Here is a 15,679-nt window from a genome sequence, read left to right on the forward strand (position 1 = left end):
GAGGACGGCGTCCTGGCCGGCATCCACTTCGAAGGCCCCTTCATCTCGCACAACCGCTGCGGCGCCCACCGCCCCGACCTGCTGCGCGACCCCGATCCGGCGCTGGTGCGCAAGCTGGTCGACGCCGCCCGCGGCCACGCCAGGATGGTCACCCTCGCCCCCGAGCTGCCCGGCGGCCTGGACTCGGTGCGGATGCTCGCCGACCTCGGCGTGATCGCCGCCGTCGGCCACACCGACTCCGACTACGCCACCACCCTGGAGGCGATCGAGGCCGGCGCCACCGTCGCCACCCACCTGTTCAACGCCATGCCCGGCATCGCCCACCGCGCCCCCGGCCCGATCGTGGCACTGCTGGAGGACGAGCGGGTCACCGTCGAGCTGATCAACGACGGCGTGCACCTGCACCCCTCCGTGCTGGACCTCGCCTACGGCACCGCCGGCGCGAACCGGGTCGCCCTGATCACCGACGCGATGGGCGCGGCCGGCATGGGCGACGGCCTCTACCCGCTCGGCCCGCTCCAGGTCGAGGTCAAGGACGGCGTGGCCCGGCTGGTCGAGGGCGGCGCGATCGCCGGCTCCACCCTCACCCTGGACGTGGCGTTCAAGCGCTCGGTCACCGTCAACGGGCTGAGCCTGAGCCAGACCGTCGAGTCGCTGTCCGCCACCCCGGCCCGGCTGCTCGGCCTGAGCGACTCGATCGGCTCGCTGGAGACCGGCAAGCTCGCCGATCTCGTCGTGGTCGACTCCGACGGCTACGACCTGGTCGCCGTCATGCGCCGCGGCCGGTGGGTCCTCGGCGGCGACACGTTCTCCACCGTCAAGCCCGCCTGAGCAACGCCGACGGCCGCCCTCCCCCTGCGAGGACGGGCGGCCGTGGTGTGTCCGGAGGGCGGGCGGGCTCAGCCGCCCGGCTCGATGGTGATCTGGTCGATCAGGACCGGCCCGGAGGGCGCCGTGAAGGTCACCGAGTTCGGCCCGGCCTGGAACTGCGGGAGTATCCAGGTGCTGAACCAGGCGGACGTCTGGTCCTTGGGGGGCGGACCGTAGATCTTGTAGGTCACCCCGCTCGGCCAGTCCTTGCCGTTCACCGCGACCGCGCCCTTGATCTCCGCGCCCGAGTAGTTGTAGTGCACGGTCAGCTTGTACGTCCCGGCCGTGGCGATCTCACCGGTCCAGGTCACCGAACCGCCCGGCTGGAGCGTCAGGTAGCTGCCGTCGGCGGACTTGGCACCCTTGACGCTGTTGCCGGACGGCGCGTTCTGCCCCTGGAGCTGGCCCGCGTCCACGGTCGTCGGACCGGAGATGACGGTCGCGCTCGCCGAGGGGGCGGCGCTCGCGGTGGTGGCCGTCGGCACCGGGGTGGCGGGGGCCGGCGGGGCGGAGGACGTGGCGCCGTCCTTGGTGGTCTTGTTGCCGTCCGGGTCCCCGGTGGAGAGCGCTATGCCGGCACCGATCGCTATCGCCGCGACCACGGCCACCGCGCCGATCACCGCGCCCCGGCTGCGGCCGCTGCTGCGGGGCTCCTCCCCCGGCTGCGGCCGGGAGTGCTCCGCGTAGCGGGTCTGCTGGCTGGGCGCGGCACCGTACTCGGGCTGCTGCGGCAGACCGGGCTGACCGCCGTACGGGGCCTGCGGCTGGCCGCCCGGGTACCCCTGCGGCGGCATGCCCTGCTGGCCGTACGGCTGCTGCTGTTGCGGCGCCCGCTGCGGGTAGCCGTACTGTGCGCGCCCGACCTCCATCGGACGGTTGTACGACGTGCGCGGAACCCCCTGCTGCGGCTCGGCCGACTCCCCGGTGGAACCGTCGGCCGGGCGGTAGAGGTAGCCGAACGGGTCGTCGTCCTGCGGGGCACCGCCCCCCTGGCCCTCGGGCACTCCGTTGCTGCCGGCGGTCGTCACGGTGGTCTGCTCCCCCATCCGGTGCGCCGCCGGCTGCGGGCGGCGCAGATCATGGACGCTGTCGTACCGGGAACCCTACCTGTCGTATGTGACGGCGGGGAAAGACCCCTTGACAACTCGCGGGTAACCCGGACCGACCAGGGCCGGCCCGGGCCCGCGGCGGCCGCCCGCCGGCTCAGCCCGCGCGTCGGTGCGAACGCTCGGCGCGCGCCCCACGCACCGCCCCGCCCCTGGCCCGCTTCTCGTCGTACATCCGCTCGTCCGCGGTGTGCAGCACCTCCTCGATGCTCATCCCGCAACCGGCCCAGCCGACCCCGAGGCTCACCCCCACCCGCATCGCCCGTCCGTCGATCCGCATCGGCGGGATGATGGCGCCCCGCAGCCGGTGGGCGAGGTCCTTGGCCTCCTCGCGGCCGATCCCGTCGGCCAGCACCACGAACTCGTCGCCGCCGAGCCGGGCCACCGTGTCGCCGTCCCGGACGGCCTGGCTCAGCCGCCGGGCCACCTCGACCAGCACCGCATCGCCAGCGTTGTGGCCGAACCGGTCGTTGATCGACTTGAAGCCGTCCAGGTCGCAGAAGAGCACCGCGAGCCCCTTGTCCACCGCCGCCGCGCCGCCGGAGCGGAACGGCGCCGACCAGGCGTCGCCGCCCGGCCCGTACTCGGCCGGGACCACCGCGTGCACGTGCTCCCCGAAGCCCGGGCCGAGCCCGCCCGGCAGGCCCTCGGGCAACCCGTAGCCGTGCACCGGCCCGGCGTACGGGTCGGCGCCCTCCAGCCCGTCGTGCGCCGTGTGCGCGCTGTAGGAGTCGGCCGGGTAGCCGTACGGCTGCGGGTAGGCCGCCTCGACCTGGCCGGCGGCGGCGCCGACCGGCTGCGGCTGGGCGCAGAGCCGGCGGGCCAGCCGGGCCTTGAGCTCGGCACCGTTCGGCAGCCCGGTGAGCGCGTCGTGGCTGGCCCGGTGGGCGAGCTGGAACTCGTGCCGCTTGCGGTCCTCGATGTCCTCGACGTGGGTGAGCAGGAAGCTCGGGCCCTCGGCCGCGTCCGCGACGATCGAGTTGCGCAGGCAGACCCACTGGTAGCCGCCGTCCCGCCGGGACAGCCGCAGCTCCGCGCGGCCGCTCTCGGCGCTGGTGCGTTCCAGCAGCGCCCGGTCCTCGGGGTGCACGAGGTCGGCGAAGCTCTGCTGGCGCAGCACCGCCCGGGGCCGGCCGAGCAGTCGGCAGAGCGCGTCGTTGACCCTGGTCAGCTGGCCGCGCCCGACGCCGTGCAGCTCGGTGATCGCCATCCCGCTGGGCGCGTACTCGAAGGCCTGGCGGAAGCTCTCCTCGCTGGCGCGCAGCGCCTGCTGCTCCTTCTCCAGGCGGGCCAGCGCACGCTGCATCTCGGCCCGCAGCCGGGCGTTGCCGATCGCGATGGAGGCCTGGAGCGAGAACATCTCCAGTGCCTCGCGGGTCCACGCCCCGGGCCGCTTGCCGCTGCGCGGGCGGTCCACCGAGAGGACGCCCAGGAGGTCGCCGCCGGCGCTGTACATCGGGGCGAGCAGCCCGTCGGCGGGGTGCCAGTCGTTGGCGTACACCGGCAGCGGGCCGTCCCCGATCCAGCGCGGGATGTCGCTGGCGACGGCCCAGCCGCGGTCGTAGGGCAGGAAGCGAAGGGTGCCCCAGTGGTCGCTGACGCCGAGCAACCGGTCCCAGGACTCGCGGGAACCGACCTGGCCGAGCAGCACGGAGGGGCCGCCCATCGGGCTCTCCTCCAGCTCCCAGACGGCCGCCACCACGAGGTCGCCGTCCGGCCGGACCAGGCTGACCGCGGCAGCGTCGAAGCCGAGCCCGTGCACCGCGCCTTCGACGACGGCCTGGAGGGTGCCAGCGAGGCTGCGGGCAGCGTTGAGGTCCGCCACGACCCGGTGCAAGGTGCGGAGGGTCGCGAGACGGACGTACGGCTCCGACTCGGCTTCCATGCGGGGGCTCCCCGGCTGCTTCGGATAGTTCTTGATTGGTTATCGTCCGATTGCCAGAAGAACTGAATCACAGGGAGCACAGCGCTCGGCACGCTCGGTCAGCAATAGGCCGTCACTTGTGACTTAAATCACACGACACTAATGCGCCTTTAATCAGTTCATCTGTCCCATAGCGGGACATAAAGCGCTATCGGAACATTTCTCGTGGTCGACCGCATTGGCCTCAGACTGAAGCCGACTGCGCCCGCCGGTCCGACGGCTTCACTCCTGAGGGTGAGTTCGGCCACCGAGCGCAACCCTTCGGCCGGACCGCCGGTCCTACGACCAAGGCCCGATGCCGTTTCTCCCGGGTGACGACTACCGTGCGGTACGTGTACCCGTCCCCGCAGCCCGAAGCTGCCCCCCACGCCACGCCCGACGAGTTCCGGGCTGCCCTCTCCCAGCTCGCCGCCGGCGTGAGCCTGGTGACCGTCCACGACCCGGAGGACGGGGAGGACGTCGGCATGACCGCCACGTCCTTCCTCTCGGTGTCGTTGGAGCCGCCGCTGGTACTGATCTCGGTCCGCGAGGACTCCCGGATGGACGAGGTGCTCTCCCGGGTGGACACCTGGGCGGTCTCGGTGCTGGCCGAGGGGCAGAAGACGCTCGGCTCCCGGTTCGCCATGAAGGGCCGGCTCAGCGACCGGCTGCTGTTCGCGGACACCGCGCACCACCGCGGCCCGCGCACCGGCGCCCCGCTGGTCGACGGCGCACTGGCCACCGTCGAGTGCCGCACCGAGCAGCGGATACCCGCCGGTGACCACACCCTGCTGCTCGGCCGCGTCCTGGAGGCCACGGTTCCCGACCCGGGAGGCCGCCCGCTGCTCTACTTCCGCGGCGGCTACCGCACCCTCGGCTGAGTCCCCGCCTACTCGCCGCCCCGCGGCGACCGGCGGCCCTGCTTCAGCTCGGAACGGTGCCGCTTGTTGAACAGCCGCCGTTCGACCATCCCCCGGCTCGGCCTGGTCGCCCGCCGGGCCTTCGGCGGCGGCGCGCACGCCTCGGTCAGCAGCGCCGACAGCCGGGCCGCGGCCGCCTCCCGGTTGCGCCACTGCGAGCGGAACTCCGAGGCCTGGACCACCAGCACCCGGCCGTCGACCAGCCGCCCGGCCAGCCGCTCCAGCGCACGCTCGCGCCACACCTCGGGCAGCGCCCTGGTCGAGGCCAGGTCGAAGCGCAGCTCGGCCTTGGAGTCGGAGGTGTTGACGTGCTGGCCGCCGGGGCCGGAGGAACGCGAGAAGCGCCAGACGAGCTCGGCGTCGGGGACGACCACCGACCCCCGCACGCGGATGGGCTCGGACATGCGTCCATCATCCCGCGCGGGGCCCGTACGGTCACCCGGTTATCCGACGCCCGCCCGCACGCCTCCGGGCGCCCCGGACCCGGTTACCGGAGCACGCCCCGAGCCCCGACAATGGCGTACGTGATCGAGCTCGGCTACTCCCTCTCCAACCGCTTCCCCGACCCCCCGCAGACGGACTACCGCACCGCGTCCGTGCACGCCCTGCGGTACGACCTGTTCTGCGGCGACGTCTACCTGGACGGCGAGGGCGCGGAGCTGTCCACCGCCTGGGGCTGGGTGCCGGTGCTCGACTTCGCCTGGGCGCTGTGCGACATCGCCGAGCTGCTGGACCGCGACCCGGCCGGCAGCCGGGCCGCCCGGGTGCAGACCGCCGACCTCGACTTCACCCAGAACACCGAGCTGCTGCGCTTCGCCCGCCGCTTCAACTGGGTCGAGGTCACCGCCACCTGGCTGCCGGACGAGCCGCCGGTCGTGGTCCGCCACGACGAACTGCGGCGCGAGGCCCGGGACTTCCTCCAGGACACCCTGGCCGACCTCTTCGACATGCACCCCGACCTGGCCGACAATCCGAACATCTGGTCGTTGCAGGGCCGGTTCCGGCGGATCTGACACCCGCTTTGCCCGGGCTTTGCCTTCGATTGGCGCTCACGAAGAATTCACGGCCCCCGCGGAACCAAGCCGCCGGAGTATTGCGTTGTCCCGGGAAAAAGCGAACGAAGCGAACGAAGGGACTGCAATCGTCATGCCAGTGAGCCTCTCCAAGGGTGGCAACGTCTCGCTGACCAAGGAGGCCCCCGGTCTGTCCGCGGTCACCGTCGGCCTGGGCTGGGACGTCCGCACCACGACCGGCGCCGAGTTCGACCTCGACGCCAGCGCGATCGTCCTGAACGCCGACGGCAAGGTGCTGTCCAACGCCCACTTCGTCTTCTTCAACAACACCAGCACGCCGGACAACACCGTCGTGCACACCGGTGACAACCGCACCGGCGAGGGCGCGGGCGACGACGAGTCGATCAACATCAACCTGGCCGGCCTGCCGGCCGAGGCCGTCAAGATCACCTTCCCGGTCACCATCTACGACGGCGTCGCCCGCGGCCAGAACTTCGGCCAGGTCCGCAACGCCTACATCCGCGTGGTGAACGCGGCCGGCGGCGCCGAGATCGCCCGCTACGACCTCTCCGAGGACGCCGCCACCGAGACCGCGATGATCTTCGGCGAGCTCTACCGCAACGGCGGGGAGTGGAAGTTCCGCGCCGTCGGCCAGGGCTACGCCTCCGGCCTGGCCGGCATCGCCCAGGACTTCGGCGTCCAGATCTGACGCACCCGCGGGGAACGCCGCGGCGCGGGAAGCCGGTCCGTCCGGCTTCCCGCGCCGCGGTTTTCGTTTTCGGAGCCCCGGCCCATCGAGCCCCGGCGTCCCGGGCCCCGGGCCCCGCTTCCGGTCCTCAGCGCGAGGCGCGCAGCTCCGGCAGCTGGATCAGCTCGGTCTCGTCCTCCGGCGTCAGGTCCACCACGGTCGGCTCGCCCTGCTCCGTCCGCTCGGCCGGCTCCGCCGCCCGGGCCTCGGCCTCGGCCTTCGCGGCCACCGCCTCGTCGCCCACCACGTCCGCCAGGTCGGCGCGCTCCCCCAGTTCGGCGACGCTGCCCACCGCCGGTGCCGGGGCCGCCGGGCGCACCGGGGCACCCGCGCCGCGGCCGAAGAAGCTGAAGCCCTGCCCGCGCGCCTGACCGGACTGCACCGACCGCGGCCGCTGCCGCTCCGCCGGCACGGGCGCCGCGGCGGGCGCGGCCGGCGTCCCGCCGAGCTGACCGACCGTCGCGGTCAGCGCCGGACGCACCGGCGCGGGCTGCGCCGGCGACTGGGCCGCCGGCGCCTGTCCCGGGGTGGGCACCGAGGGCGCCACCGGGGCCGGGACGGCCACCGGCGTGGGCGCCGGAGCGGCCGGGACGGCCGGGGCGATCAGCGACTCCTTCGCGGGCGCCCGCAGGGCGACCTCCGCGCCCGCCGAACGCGCCCGCTGCGCCTCCTGCTCCGCCGCGCGGCGCTCCAGCAGCCGCAGTACGGCCGCCGCCCGCACGTACGCGGCCGGGCTGGCCGGGTACTTCGGACGGCTCGCGTCGAGCGCCCGCTGGGCCGCCTCGGCCTCCTTGAGCGCCTGCTCGGCCACCGTCACGGCCCGCTCGCGCAGCAGCCGGGCGATCTCGGTCTCGGCCTTCGCCAGCCGCGACTTCTCCGCCGTCAGCCGCCGCCCGAACCGGGTGGCCCGCTCCTCGGCGACCTCTGCCGCGTACTCGGCCTCGGCCAGCTGCTCCTCGAACCGCTCCTCGGCGCGCAGCCGCTGCGCCGCGGACATCTCGGCGGCCGCCCGGGCCGCCTTGTCCCGCTGGCGCAGCAGCAGCGCGAAGCCGAGCGTCGCGATCACCGCCGCGACGCCCACCGAGCGCACCAGGATGGTGTCCTGACTGAAAAGCAGAGCCGCCAGTGCGGCGACCAGCAGCACGCCGGCGGCGGTGGGGGGAAAGACCCGGCCGAGGACGGAGGAATGACGGTGGCGTCCGCGAGACATGTCCAAGAAACTAGCGTGCGAATTGGGGCCGTGTCAGCCCAGGGTCCCCTTCCGCCCTTGACAGCGTGCGGTCTTTACCGCACGTGCCCGGATTCTCACGCAAGATCACGAAGAATGCCCTGCTCAGCGAGGTCTCAGCGGTGCGATGCCGCCGGGCCGCCCGGGTCGTCGTGGTTCTCCGGCAACTTGCACACGTGCTGGATCCAGAGCGCCGCCGCGATCACCGCGGCCCCGGCCAGCACCGCGAGCCCGGCCGTCACGGCCTGGTCCTTGCGGGCCGGCACGTCCAGCTCGCCCAGCAGGTAGATCCCGGCCCCCGCGTAAACGCCGGTGACCACCGCCGAGACCAGCGCGCTGGCCTGCCCCAGCACCACCGCCCGGGCCGCCAGCAGCGGGTCGACCCCCTTCGCCCCGGGCTGCCGCTCGCGCACCGCCTTCAGCCGGGCCCGCAGCGACAGCGCGGTCGCCAGCAGGATCACCGCCACCGCCGCCAGCACCACCGGCGCCGCGGCCGGCACGGCCGGCAGCGTGTCCACGGAGGCCCACAGCTTGGAGCCGGCCCAGGACAGCGCCGTCGTGGCGGCGGTGATGCCGATCAGCAGGCGGAGGCGAAGCAGCTTCACTCGGAGGGGGTCCTTCCCGGGTACCAGAACCGGCCGGGCCGCCCGGTGGCCCGGCACGGCGACGCCAAGCCACCGTACCGGGCCCGGCCGGGCGGTCACCCGCGCGAACGGCGGACACCTACTCGTACGGCCGGGCCCCCGGCCGAGTTCCCTGATCAACGGCCCGGCCGTCGGCCCGCGGGCCTACTCCGGCAGCGTCAGCCGGATGTCCTCGCGGCGCTTCACGCCCTGCGCGTCCGGGCCGCCCAGCGCCGTCAGCAGGTCGTCCACCCGCCCGTGCCCGGGCACCTCGGCCTCCGGCTGGGCGTCCAGCCAGGGGGCGAGCACGAAGGCCCGCTCGTGCGACCGCGGGTGCGGCAGCAGCAGCTGCGGGTCGTCGCTCAACACGCCCTCGTAGGCCAGGATGTCGACGTCCAGGGTGCGCGGGCCCCAGTGGACGGTCCGCACCCGCCCGAAGGCGTCCTCGATGGCGTTGCCGCGCTCCAGCAGGTCCCGCGGGGGCAGCGAGGTGCGCAGCACCACGACCGCGTTGTAGTAGTTCGGCTGCTCCTCGGGCCCGCCGACGGCCTCGGTCTCGTACACCGCGGAGACGGCCTTGATCTTCAGCCCCGGGGTGTCGGCGAGCGCGTCGACGGCCCCCTGGAGGGTGTCCAGCCGGTTGCCCAGGTTGCTGCCGAGCGCGATCACCGCGCAGCGCTGGCTGTGCAGCGTGGTGTCGGCGGAGTCCACCCGGCTCTCCAGGTCGAACGCGTTCGGCGTGGTGGTCGGGTCGCTGGTGTTCATGCGCCCGCCTCGCTTCGCTCGGCAGAGGCGCTCACCCGTGCGCGACTCCTGATCATTCGCTTGCTTCGCTCGCTCATCGGAAAACGTCCTCTTGCATCGGATACCGGGCGCGCGGTGGGGGTCATGCGCGGCCCCGGTGGATGGTCACGGTCACGTCGTCGAACGGCACGGTGATCGGGGCGTCCGGCTTGTGCACGGTGACCTCGACCTCCTCGACCGCTTCGTGCTTGAGGCACTGGTCGGCGATGCGCTGGGCCAGCGTCTCGATCAGGTCGACCGGCTCCCCGGCAATGATCGCGGTGACCTCCTCCGCCACCAGGCCGTAGTGCGCGGTGCGGGTGAGGTCGTCTCCGGCCGCCGCGGGGCGGGTGTCCAGGTACAGCACGAGGTCGACCACGAAGGTCTGCCCCTCGACGCGCTCGCGCTCGAAGACGCCGTGGTGGCCCCGGGCTCGCAGCCCCCGCAGGGTGACGCGGTCCAGCAAACGAATCACTGCTCCCAGTCGGACGGGCCCCGCCCGGAGAATGGCATGGACGGGCAGGGCGAAGGCGGGCAGCACGCCCGCCACTCCGTTTCGAATCTACCCGCGAGCACGGACAACGCCTGACCGTCCTACCCGGCACGAACCGACGCCACGCGCGCCGATATGGCGATTGACGTGAACGTTCGGTGACCACTCGGGAATTCCCGGGCGACTTCCCGGGGCGGCATTTCCGCAGCCGCCGGAATCAGCCTTCCTCGTCGTCGTCCCCGCTGGTCAGAACGGGTGAACCGTGATGCGACCAGAGCTTCCACCCCGCCGGGGTACGACGGAACAGATTCGTCGACACGACCTTTCCGCCGACCAGCGGCCCGAGCTCCCCCTCCTCCTCCGACTCGCCGCCGGACAGGATGTTCTCGGTGCACGTGACAAGGGCCACATCGCCGTGCACCTCGGCCTCGACATCGGTCAGGAAGAACTGGATGTACTCCGTGTTCATCATGATCAGCATGTACGAACGGGTCACCTGTGCCCGGCCGCGGAGCACCGGCCAGCCCGGGTGCACGCACACCACGCCGCCCTTGTCGTCGGCGTCCGCGGCCCCGAGCCAGGCGTCCTCGACCGCTTCCAGGTCCCCCCGTTCCAGCGCCTCGTAGAGCCCCCGGTTCGCCGCGAGCACGGCCTCCAGGTCCGCCCCCCGGGCCCGCCCGGCCGTACCGCCGCTCAACCTGCCGTCACCTGTCACAGACCCTCCCTCACCCCAACCGTGCCGCGTGCTGCCAGGCCGCGACCACCCGGACGGCGTCCGCCGTCCCGGACACGTCGTGCACCCGCACCGCCCAGGCTCCGGCCCGGGCCGACAGCACCGACACCGCGGCCGTCGCGTCGTCGCGCTCCCGGGCCGGGCGCAGTTCCCCGGTTGCCGGGTCGGCGAGCAGCGTACCCAGGAACCGCTTGCGCGAAGCCGCCACGAGCACGGGACGGCCGAGCGCGATGAGCGCGTCCAGCCGGCCGAGCAGCGCCCAATTGTGCTCGGAGGTCTTGGCGAAGCCGAGCCCCGGGTCGAGGATCAGCTGGTCCTCCTTGACCCCGGCGGCCAGCAGAGCCTCCATCCGGTCGGTCAGCTCGGCGACCACGTCCCGGACCACGTCGCCGTAGACGGCCATCCGGTCCATGTCGGCGGACTGCCCGCGCCAGTGCATCACCACGAAGGGCGCGCCGGTCTCGGCGACCACCCGGGCCATCGCCGGGTCGGCGAGCCCGCCGGAGACGTCGTTGACGATCGCGGCACCGGCCTCGACGGCCCGCTCGGCGACCGAGGCGCGCATGGTGTCCACGGAGACGATCACCCCGGCGTCCGCGAGCTCGCGCACCACCGGGAGCACCCGGCGCAGCTCCTCCTCCTCGGGCACCCGCTGCGAGCCCGGCCGGGTGGACTCGCCGCCGACGTCCACCAGGTCCGCGCCGCGGGCCCGCAGCGCGAGGCCGTGCGCGATCGCCTTGGCGGGGTCGTGCCACATCCCGCCGTCCGAGAAGGAGTCGGGCGTGACGTTGACCACGCCCATCACGGCGCAGCGCTCCAGCCGCGGCAGACCGGCCGGCAGGGAGAAGGACGGCGAATCGTTCATGCTCCCCATTATCGAACGGGGCCCCCGCCGAGGATTCTCGGCGGGGGCCCCTTCCGCACCAGCGGACGACGGCGACGGACCTCAGGCGGCCTCGCCGACCTTGCGGGTCGACGGGACCGGCATCAGCCCTTCGCGCTGGCGCCGGCGGCCGAAGCGCGGCATGCCGAGCGTGATGAAGGCCTCCGCCTGCATCGCGGCGAAGCCGATCCGCGGCAGGTCCCGGGTGTTCGGGAAGACCAGGAAGCGCGGCTCCCACTCGGGCTGGAACTTGGCGTTGAACTTGTACAGCGACTCGATCTGGAACCAGCGCGACAGGAACACCAGCAGCCCGCGCCAGGCGCGCAGCACCGGTCCGGCGCCGATCCGCTCGCCGCGGGCCAGCGCCGAGCGGAACATCGCGAAGTTGAGCGACACCCGGCGCACGCCCATCGCGGGCACCGCCTGGAGCGCGGCGACGATCAGCAGCTCGTTCAGGCCCGGGTCGGCGGCGCGGTCGCGGCGCATCAGCTCCAGCGAGATGCCGTCCGGCCCCCAGGGCACGAAGTGCAGCACGGCCTTGAGGTCGTCGCCCTGCTCGCCCTCCTCGGGGGCCTTGTGGGCGGTGACCACCACGCAGTCGTCGTCCAGCGGGTCGCCGAAGCGGCCGAGGGCCATCGAGAAGCCGCGCTCGGTGTCGGTGCCGCGCCAGCGGGCGGCGGCGTCGGCGATCCGGTGCTTCTCCTCCACGGTGAGCTCGGAGACCCGGCGCACCTGGCAGGAGTAGCCGTTGCGCTCGATCCGCTTGACCATCTGGCGCACGTTGCGCATGGCCCGGCCGGAGAGCGAGAAGGAGGCGGTGTCCACGATCGCCTCGTCGCCCAGCTCCAGCGCGTCCAGGCCCGCCTCGCGGGTCCAGACCTCGCCGCCGACCTCGCTGCACCCCATCACGGCCGGCACCCAGGCGTGCTCGCGGGCCTCGGCCATGAACACCTTGATCGCGCCCGGCCAGGCCTCGACGTCGCCGACCGGGTCGCCGGAGGCCAGCATCACGCCGGAGACCACCCGGTAGGAGATCGCAGCCTTGCCGGTGGCCGAGAACAGCACGCTCTTGTCGCGGCGCAGCGCGAAGTAGCCGAGCGAGTCGCGCTCGCCGTGCCGCGCCAGCAGCGCGCGCACCTTCTCCTCGTCCTCGGCGGTCAGCTCGGGCTTCGGCTTGCCGGGGCGCAGCGCCAGGTAGGCGGTGGTGAAGGCGGTCAGCAGGCCGAGGCCGCCGAGCAGGTAGGCGACCAGGTCGGACATCCGGACGTTGCTGTACCGGATCGGGCCCTCGAAGCCGAACAGCCCGTACCCGACGTGCTGCAGGCGCTCGCTCAGGCCCGGGTGGCCGATCTCGTACTTGGTCCGGGTGCTCACGATCAGCAGGCCCAGCAGCACGCTGAGGACGCCCATGACGACCAGGTTGAGCAGCGCCCGCCAGCGGGTGCGCGGGTCGGCCTTGGCGTAGAACTCGCGCTGGTGCACCAGCATCACGACGAGGAGCACCAGCGAGACGACCGCCGGGCCGATCTGGTGCCAGCGCACGATGTGCAGTCCGGCACTGACCGGCAGCAGCACGCAGACCGCCCGCCAGGCCCGACGCTTGCGCCGGCGCAGCGCGTGCGCCAGCGGCACCAGCAGGATGCCGACCATCAGCGCGCCGACCGCCGCCAGGCTGGTGGTGCCGCCCGGCAGCTGCCCCGTGAAGGTGTGCACCCTGGTGTGCCGGAGCTTGGGGAACACCGCGCTGGCGATGTCCATGAGCCCGATTATCAGACAGGCGTAGCCGACCGCTCCGGGGAGCCAGGCCCTCGGGACGGCGGCCGCCTGGGTACGCAGCGTCTGCAGGCCGCGACGACGGCGCGACGGCTGCTCGGGGCTCGGCTCAACGGACACGGGAACGCTCATGGAAGCTCAGCGTAGGGGCTGCGGGGCGGTGTCCTGTCACTCCGGGGGAGGACGCGTGATGGACCTTCATGCCTATTCCTTCATCAGGCAATGCGCATACCAAGGACCCGGAAACAGTCGGTAAACCGGGGCCGTGGTCGCGCTGCGGGTTGAGCCGGCGGTGGGAGCCGGGGGCCGCCGCACGGGACGCGACGGAACCCTCCGGGACACGTTACGTACGGTGGACGCCGCATTCTAGGGCGCCGGTTGCCTGCTGTTCCGCCCGCCCGCCCCACCCCCGCCCGGACGCCCGGACAGCCTAGCCGCGGTGGCCCGGCCTGACGGGCCGCCAGACGATGAAGCCTGCACCGACAGCGCCCACCGGAAGGCCGACGGCATGGAACTGACCAGCGACGCGCTGGTGAACTCGCTGCTCGCACTCGGCGTCGCAGCGATCGTCACGACCCTGTGGGTCTGGCCGCGGCTGGCACGCCAGCGCCCGCTGCCGGTGCTCGGCCGGATCGGGCTCCTGACGGTCGTTCAAGTCTCGGTCCTGGCCGTGCTCGCGCTGTCGGTGAACAACTCCTTCGGGTTCTACACCTCCTGGAAGGACCTGCTCAGTCCGGGCGGCGCCAAGCTCGCGCTGACCAGCAACGAGAACCACAAGAGCGGCACCCCGCTCTCCGACGCACTGGTCCAGCCCACCACCGAGGGCGGCCTGGAGACCATCACCAACCTGCCGCAGGGCCCGCCCGAGGAGGTCGGCAAGGTCGAGTCGGTCCGGGTCAACGGCAAGGAGACGGGCTTCTCCGACCAGATGTTCGTCTACCTGCCGCCCGCGTACTTCGACCAGAAGTTCTCGCTGGTCCGCTTCCCCGTCCTGCTGGCCGTCGCCGGCTACCCGGGCACCACGCTGAACCTGCTGCACGAGCTCCCGTTCGCCCAGACCGCGATCGAGCTGCAGCGATCCGGCAAGATGCCACCGACCGTCCTGGTGATGGCCCGCCCGGCGGTCGTCCCCTCCCGGGACACCGAATGCGTGGACGTCCCCGGCGGGCCGCGCACCGAGACCTGGTTCGTCAAGGACGTCCCCAGGGCCATCCGCAGCACCTACCGGGTCGGCCGCACCGCCGGCTCCTGGGGCGTCTTCGGCTACTCCACCGGCGGCAGCTGCGCGCTGCGCCTGGCGATGCGCTTCCCGGACGTCTACGGCAGCGCGGCCGGCCTGCACGGCGACTTCACCGTGCGCCAGGACAACTACACCGGCGGCGACCTCTTCAACGGCGACAAGGCGCTGACCCAGCAGCACGACCTCGGCTGGCGGCTGCAGAACCTGCCGGTCCCGGCGCTCAGCCTGCTGGCGGTCTCCACCCGCACGGAGGGGGACTACCCGCAGACCGTCCAGTTCGTCGACCAGGCCACCCGGGCCGCGGCGGCCAACCCGCAGTTCACGATCGACTCGCTCTACCTGGACGACGGCGGGCACAACTTCGACAGCTGGACCAGGGAGCTGCCGGCCACGCTCGAATGGCTGAGCTCCCACCTCGGCTAGCGCAGGTGAGTGACTACCCGCCGGTCGGCCCGGACGGCCGGCGGCTCGGGGGAACGTATCGCGACCGCCCGTCGGCCCCCGGCGGGCGCCGCCCCGGACCAGCGCAGGAGGCGCCGTGCTGAGCACCCGCTCGCTCTTCGACGAGATCTACCGGAACGACCAGGCGTACCAGCTGTTCTGCAGCATCGCCGCGGGCGGCGAGGACCAGGGCGGCTGGGAGAACGAGCGGATCACCACGCTCACCCGGGATCCGGTCCTCGCGCCGAAGGTCGCCCGGCACGGTGCCGACGAGCGCAAGCACGGCCGGATCTTCACCCGACTGCTGAACAAGCGCGGCCTGCCCAAGGTGCCCGTGCCGGACGAGGCCGACTACTGCATGCTGCTGGAGCGCCAGGGCGTCGGCCTCTCGCACGAGCGGCTGAACAGCGACGTCCCGCTGACCGACCGCGAGATCGTCACCTACCTCGCGCACAGCCGGGTCACCGAGCAACGCGCCGCCGAGCAGATGCGCCTGCTGGTCAAGGCGTACGGGGACAACCCCGACCTCGGCCGGGCGATGCGGATGATCTCCGCCGACGAGGACAACCACCTCGCCTACTGCCACGAGGAGCTGCTGCGGCTGGTCTCCGAGGGCCACGGCCCGTACGTCCGGCACGCCCTGGAGGCCACCGCCCGCGGCGAGATCCGCACCCACCGGGACGTCGGTCTCGCCGTCACCGCCCGAATGGCCCGGATCCTGCGCTGGCCGCGCTGGCAGCTCGCCCTGGTCGCCCTCGCGGTGCACGTGCTCTACCTGTACGACCGTGCCTACGGCTGGCGGCGGATGGTCACGCTGCGGATGCCCGAGCGCCGCAACGCCCTGGGCACCCCGGCCCCGCCGCACGCGGAGCACGAGGTGCTCTGAGTGCGTCCCGGCCGGCCGGTGATGCCGTCGACCGGT

General features: G+C 73.0%; 16 protein-coding genes. 6 read left to right on the plus strand and 10 right to left on the minus strand.

What is annotated here, in order from left to right; translation table 11 throughout:
* A partial coding sequence (locus AB0O11_RS32815) for an amidohydrolase family protein (protein WP_363394341.1) occupies positions 1-831 on the plus strand: 831 nt, incomplete at its 5' end.
* A 68-nt stretch (positions 832-899) separates the two neighbouring features.
* On the opposite strand, the gene AB0O11_RS32820 is transcribed toward AB0O11_RS32815, so the two are convergent.
* Positions 900-1,898: a hypothetical protein gene (locus AB0O11_RS32820; RefSeq protein WP_363394343.1), complete on the minus strand. Its 999-nt coding sequence runs from the start codon at positions 1,896-1,898 to the stop codon at positions 900-902.
* A 175-nt stretch (positions 1,899-2,073) separates the two neighbouring features.
* A complete protein-coding gene (locus AB0O11_RS32825; RefSeq protein WP_363394345.1) occupies positions 2,074-3,861 on the minus strand; it encodes a diguanylate cyclase in 1,788 nt (595 codons plus the stop codon).
* Between the two features lie 371 nt (positions 3,862-4,232).
* Between AB0O11_RS32825 and AB0O11_RS32830 the strand changes: the two genes are divergently transcribed.
* Positions 4,233-4,760 (plus strand): flavin reductase family protein, encoded by a 528-nt coding sequence (locus AB0O11_RS32830; RefSeq protein ID WP_363394347.1) that lies wholly within the window; start codon positions 4,233-4,235, stop codon positions 4,758-4,760.
* Between the two features lie 8 nt (positions 4,761-4,768).
* Here AB0O11_RS32830 and arfB read toward each other — a convergent pair whose 3' ends face one another.
* Positions 4,769-5,203 carry an alternative ribosome rescue aminoacyl-tRNA hydrolase ArfB gene (gene arfB / locus AB0O11_RS32835; protein WP_363394349.1) on the minus strand — a complete coding sequence of 145 codons (435 nt, stop codon included), beginning with the start codon at positions 5,201-5,203 and terminating at the stop codon, positions 4,769-4,771.
* Positions 5,204-5,323: 120 nt separating this feature from the next.
* Here arfB and AB0O11_RS32840 point away from each other — a divergent pair, with 120 nt between their 5' ends.
* Entirely contained in the window at positions 5,324-5,812 is a 489-nt protein-coding gene (locus AB0O11_RS32840; protein ID WP_363394351.1) for a hypothetical protein, read from the plus strand.
* 133 nt (positions 5,813-5,945) lie between these two features.
* Positions 5,946-6,521, plus strand: a complete 576-nt coding sequence (locus tag AB0O11_RS32845) for a TerD family protein (protein WP_224284415.1) — start codon at positions 5,946-5,948, stop codon at positions 6,519-6,521.
* A gap of 127 nt (positions 6,522-6,648) precedes the next feature.
* Here the strand turns inward: AB0O11_RS32845 and AB0O11_RS32850 are convergent, their stop codons facing one another.
* The 7 genes from AB0O11_RS32850 to AB0O11_RS32880 form a co-directional block, all read right to left on the minus strand.
* Complete coding sequence (locus AB0O11_RS32850; RefSeq protein WP_363394353.1) at positions 6,649-7,770, minus strand: hypothetical protein; 1,122 nt, start codon at positions 7,768-7,770, stop codon at positions 6,649-6,651.
* A gap of 134 nt (positions 7,771-7,904) precedes the next feature.
* Positions 7,905-8,393, minus strand: a complete 489-nt coding sequence (locus tag AB0O11_RS32855; protein WP_224281657.1) for a DUF3180 domain-containing protein — start codon at positions 8,391-8,393, stop codon at positions 7,905-7,907.
* 183 nt (positions 8,394-8,576) lie between these two features.
* Positions 8,577-9,176 carry a 2-amino-4-hydroxy-6-hydroxymethyldihydropteridine diphosphokinase gene (folK, locus tag AB0O11_RS32860; protein ID WP_363394356.1) on the minus strand — a complete coding sequence of 200 codons (600 nt, stop codon included), beginning with the start codon at positions 9,174-9,176 and terminating at the stop codon, positions 8,577-8,579.
* Between the two features lie 121 nt (positions 9,177-9,297).
* A complete protein-coding gene (gene folB, locus AB0O11_RS32865) occupies positions 9,298-9,657 on the minus strand; it encodes a dihydroneopterin aldolase (protein WP_224281670.1) in 360 nt (119 codons plus the stop codon).
* A gap of 247 nt (positions 9,658-9,904) precedes the next feature.
* Positions 9,905-10,336, minus strand: a complete 432-nt coding sequence (locus AB0O11_RS32870) for a nuclear transport factor 2 family protein (RefSeq protein ID WP_363394358.1) — start codon at positions 10,334-10,336, stop codon at positions 9,905-9,907.
* Between the two features lie 76 nt (positions 10,337-10,412).
* Positions 10,413-11,294, minus strand: coding sequence for a dihydropteroate synthase (folP, locus tag AB0O11_RS32875; RefSeq protein ID WP_363394360.1), 882 nt, complete (start codon positions 11,292-11,294; stop codon positions 10,413-10,415).
* Positions 11,295-11,366: 72 nt separating this feature from the next.
* Entirely contained in the window at positions 11,367-13,208 is a 1,842-nt protein-coding gene (locus AB0O11_RS32880) for a phosphatidylglycerol lysyltransferase domain-containing protein (RefSeq protein ID WP_363394362.1), read from the minus strand.
* A 376-nt stretch (positions 13,209-13,584) separates the two neighbouring features.
* Here AB0O11_RS32880 and AB0O11_RS32885 point away from each other — a divergent pair, with 376 nt between their 5' ends.
* Positions 13,585-14,739, plus strand: coding sequence for an alpha/beta hydrolase-fold protein (locus tag AB0O11_RS32885; protein ID WP_363394364.1), 1,155 nt, complete (start codon positions 13,585-13,587; stop codon positions 14,737-14,739).
* A gap of 115 nt (positions 14,740-14,854) precedes the next feature.
* Positions 14,855-15,643, plus strand: a complete 789-nt coding sequence (locus tag AB0O11_RS32890; RefSeq protein ID WP_363394366.1) for a ferritin-like domain-containing protein — start codon at positions 14,855-14,857, stop codon at positions 15,641-15,643.
* The last annotated feature ends 36 nt before the right edge of the window (positions 15,644-15,679 follow it).

The organism is Kitasatospora sp. NPDC093102, assembly GCF_040683915.1.
In the GTDB taxonomy this organism is placed as follows: domain Bacteria; phylum Actinomycetota; class Actinomycetes; order Streptomycetales; family Streptomycetaceae; genus Kitasatospora.

Coding starts and splice junctions, on each gene's coding strand:
- folK (WP_363394356.1), bottom strand. CDS start 9,176: ATGAACACCAGCGACCCGACCACCACGCCGAACGCGTTCGACCTGGAG.
- AB0O11_RS32825 (WP_363394345.1), bottom strand. CDS start 3,861: ATGGAAGCCGAGTCGGAGCCGTACGTCCGTCTCGCGACCCTCCGCACC.
- arfB (WP_363394349.1), bottom strand. CDS start 5,203: ATGTCCGAGCCCATCCGCGTGCGGGGGTCGGTGGTCGTCCCCGACGCC.
- AB0O11_RS32880 (WP_363394362.1), bottom strand. CDS start 13,208: ATGAGCGTTCCCGTGTCCGTTGAGCCGAGCCCCGAGCAGCCGTCGCGC.
- folP (WP_363394360.1), bottom strand. CDS start 11,294: ATGGGGAGCATGAACGATTCGCCGTCCTTCTCCCTGCCGGCCGGTCTG.
- AB0O11_RS32845 (WP_224284415.1), top strand. CDS start 5,946: ATGCCAGTGAGCCTCTCCAAGGGTGGCAACGTCTCGCTGACCAAGGAG.
- AB0O11_RS32885 (WP_363394364.1), top strand. CDS start 13,585: ATGGAACTGACCAGCGACGCGCTGGTGAACTCGCTGCTCGCACTCGGC.
- AB0O11_RS32850 (WP_363394353.1), bottom strand. CDS start 7,770: ATGTCTCGCGGACGCCACCGTCATTCCTCCGTCCTCGGCCGGGTCTTT.